The organism is Actinomadura keratinilytica (assembly GCF_039539665.1).
Classification (GTDB): Bacteria; Actinomycetota; Actinomycetes; order Streptosporangiales; family Streptosporangiaceae; genus Spirillospora; species Spirillospora keratinilytica.
On sequence record NZ_BAABDO010000235.1, the window covers coordinates 1 to 3,167 of the forward strand.

Genomic DNA, 3,167 nt, shown 5'->3' on the forward strand with positions numbered 1-3,167 from the left:
GGCCCGCCGGGCGGGGCTGGTGTTCACCGCACGCCAGGTCTTCGAGCACCGCTCCGCGGCGGGCGTGGCGGCCGTCGCCACCCCCGTCGAAGACGACGACACGGACAGCGCGGTCGAAGCGACCGGGCGGGTACCGCTCCTGCCGGTGATGCGGGAGGCGATCGAACGATCCGGCGGCATGGCGCTGGAGGGCGGGTTCTTCCAGTCGATGCTGCTCGCCGTCCCGGCCGGGCTCGACGTCGACCGTCTCGCCCGCGCGGTCGGGGCCGTCCTGGACCGCCATGACATGCTGCGCGCCCGCTTCGACGGCACCGAGCTGGTCGTCCCCGAGGCGGGGACGGTCGATCCCGCCGGGCTCGTCCGCCGGGTGCCCTGCGAGGGGACACCCGACGACGGGGTGATCGACGAGCACACCCGGTCGGCCGTGTCCCGGCTCGACCCGGCGGCCGGGGTGATGACCCAGCTCGTCTGGTTCGACGCGGGCCCCGACACCCGAGGAATCCTCCTCTGGCTCGTCCACCACCTCGTGGTGGACGGGGTCTCGTGGCGGATCCTGCTGCCCGACCTCGCCGGTGCCTACGACGCGCCGGACGGCGAACTCGAACCCGTGCCGGTTCCGTTCAGGCGCTGGGCCCTGGACCTGGCGCAGCAGGCCGCCACCGCGGAACGGGTCGCGGAGCTGCCGCTGTGGGCGGCGATGCTGGACGGCGCCGAGCCGGTGCTCGGAGACCGCCCCCTGGACCCGGACCGCGACGTGATCGGCACGGTGAACACGCGCTCGGTGACGCTTCCGCCCGAGGTGACCGAGGCGTTGCTGACCCGGGTTCCGGCGGCGTTCCACGCGGGAGTGGACGACGTCCTGCTCGCCGGGCTGGCGGCGGCCGTCACCGACTGGCGGCGCCACGGCGGCGGCGTGCTCATCGACGTCGAAGGCCACGGCCGCACCTCCGACACCCTCGACCTGTCGCGCACGGTCGGCTGGTTCACCGGCGTCCACCCCGTCCGCCTCGACCCCGGCACCCTCGACCTGACCGACGTGCGGACCGGCGGGCCCGACGCGGGCCGACTGCTCAAGCGGATCAAGGAGCAGCTGCGCGCGGTGCCGTCCGACGGGCTCGGCTACGGGCTGCTGCGCCACCTCAACCCCGACACCGCCGCCGAACTGGCCGCGCTGCCGGCGCCGCAGATCGGCTTCAACTACCTCGGCCGCTTCAGCGGCGGCACCGCCGATGACCTCGGCGGATCGTGGCAGCCGGTCGGACGCGGCGGCCTGGTCGGCGGGGCGGACCCCCGGATGCCCGTGGCGCATGCCCTGGAGGTCTCCGGAGTCGTCCACGACCTCCCCGAAGGCCCGGAACTGACGCTGACCCTCGACTGGCCGTCCGGGCTGCTGACCGAAAGCGCGGTCGAGGAGCTGGCCGGGACATGGGCGGCCATGCTGTCCGGGCTGGTCGCGCACAGCGGCGGCGGATTCACCCCCTCGGACTTCCCGCTGGTGTCACTGGCCCAGGACCAGGTCGAAGAGCTGGAGGCCGCCGTCCCCGGGCTGGTCGACGTGTGGCCGGTGGCGCCCCTCCAGGAGGGGCTGCTGTTCCACTCCGTCTACGACGAGCGGTCCGCCGACGTGTACGTCGGGCAGCGGGCCCTCGACCTCGAAGGCCCCCTGGACGGCGGGCGGCTGCGCGGGGCGTGGCAGGCCCTGCTCGACCGGCATGCCGGCCTGCGCGCCGGAGTCCGCCTCCTCGCCGGGTCGCAGGAGGTCGTCCAAGCCGTCTCCCGCGAGGTGACGCTGCCCTGGCGCGAAACCGACCTCTCGGACCTGACCGAAGAGGCGGCGCTCGCGGAGGCCGATCGGCTGGCCGCTGAGGACCACCGGCGGCGGTTCGACCTCGCGACACCCCCGCTGATCCGAGTGCTGCTGGTGAAGCTGGCGCCGCGCCGGTTCCGGATGGTCATCACGATGCACCACATGGTGCTGGACGGCTGGTCGCTGCCGGTGCTCATGGAGGAGCTGTGGGCGCTGTACGAGGCCGGCGGCGACCCGGCGGCGCTGCCCGCCGTCACCTCCTACCGGGACTACCTGGCGTGGCTGGCCCGCCAGGACCGGGACGCGGCGCGGACCGCTTGGCGGCGGGCGCTGTCCGGACTGGACGAGCCGACCCTCGTGGCGCCCGCCGTCACGGGAGGCGAGCCGGTCGTGCCGCACCGGGTGGTCATCCGGGCGGGCGAACCGCTGGCGGCGGCCCTGCGCGGACTGGCCAGGGCGCACGGCCTGACGCTGAACACGGTCGTGCAGGGCGCCTGGGCGGTGCTGGTCGGCAAGCTGACCGGCCGCCGCGACGTGGTGTTCGGCACGACCGTCTCCGGTCGGCCGGCCGAGATCGCGGGCGTCGAGCGCATGCTCGGCTTGCTGATCAATACGATTCCCGTCCGGGTACGGCTGGAGCCCGGTGAGACGGTGAGCGAGCTGCTGGTGCGCGTGCAGGCCGAGCAGGCCGCGCTGCTGGCCCATCGGCATCTCGGACTCACCGACATCCAGCGGCAGGCCGCAGGCGGTGCCGCCTTCGACACGCTGCTGGTCTACGAGAACTACCCGGGAGATCCGTCCGGGCCCACGCGGATCGGCGAGCTGCGTCTCCTCGGCACCCAGGTCAAGGATCCGGCGCACTATCCGCTCACGCTCGCCGTCCTGCCGGGCGAGGACCTCGAACTGTCGCTGGACTACCGGCCGGACGTGTTCACCGAGGCCACCGCCCAGGCGTTCTCCGGGCATCTGCTGTCGATCCTTGAGCAGTTCGCCGCCTCCCCGGACAGCGGAGTGGGACGGCTCGACATCCTCACTCCGGACGAACGCGAACTCCTGCTGACCGGCTGGAACGCCACGCAGGCGCCGGTCGCAGATGCCCTGATCCCCGAGCAGATCCAGGCATGGGCGCAGCGCACGCCGGACGCGGTGGCGTTGCGGTGCGGTGACGCGTCGTTGACGTATGCCGAGTTGGACGAGCGTTCGAACCGACTCGCCCGGTACCTGCGGGATGCCGGGGTCGGTCGTGAGTCGGTGGTGGGGCTCAGCCTGCCGCGTGGTGTGGACGCGGTGGTGGCGATGGTCGGGGTGTGGAAGGCGGGTGCCGCGTACGTTCCGCTGGATCCCGAGTACCCGGCCGACC

Annotated in this window: 1 protein-coding gene; it reads left to right on the forward strand. The window is 73.6% G+C overall.

The annotated features are described in order from the left end of the window. A partial coding sequence (locus ABD879_RS32370; protein ID WP_345025594.1) for a condensation domain-containing protein occupies positions 1–3,167 on the forward strand: 3,167 nt, incomplete at both ends.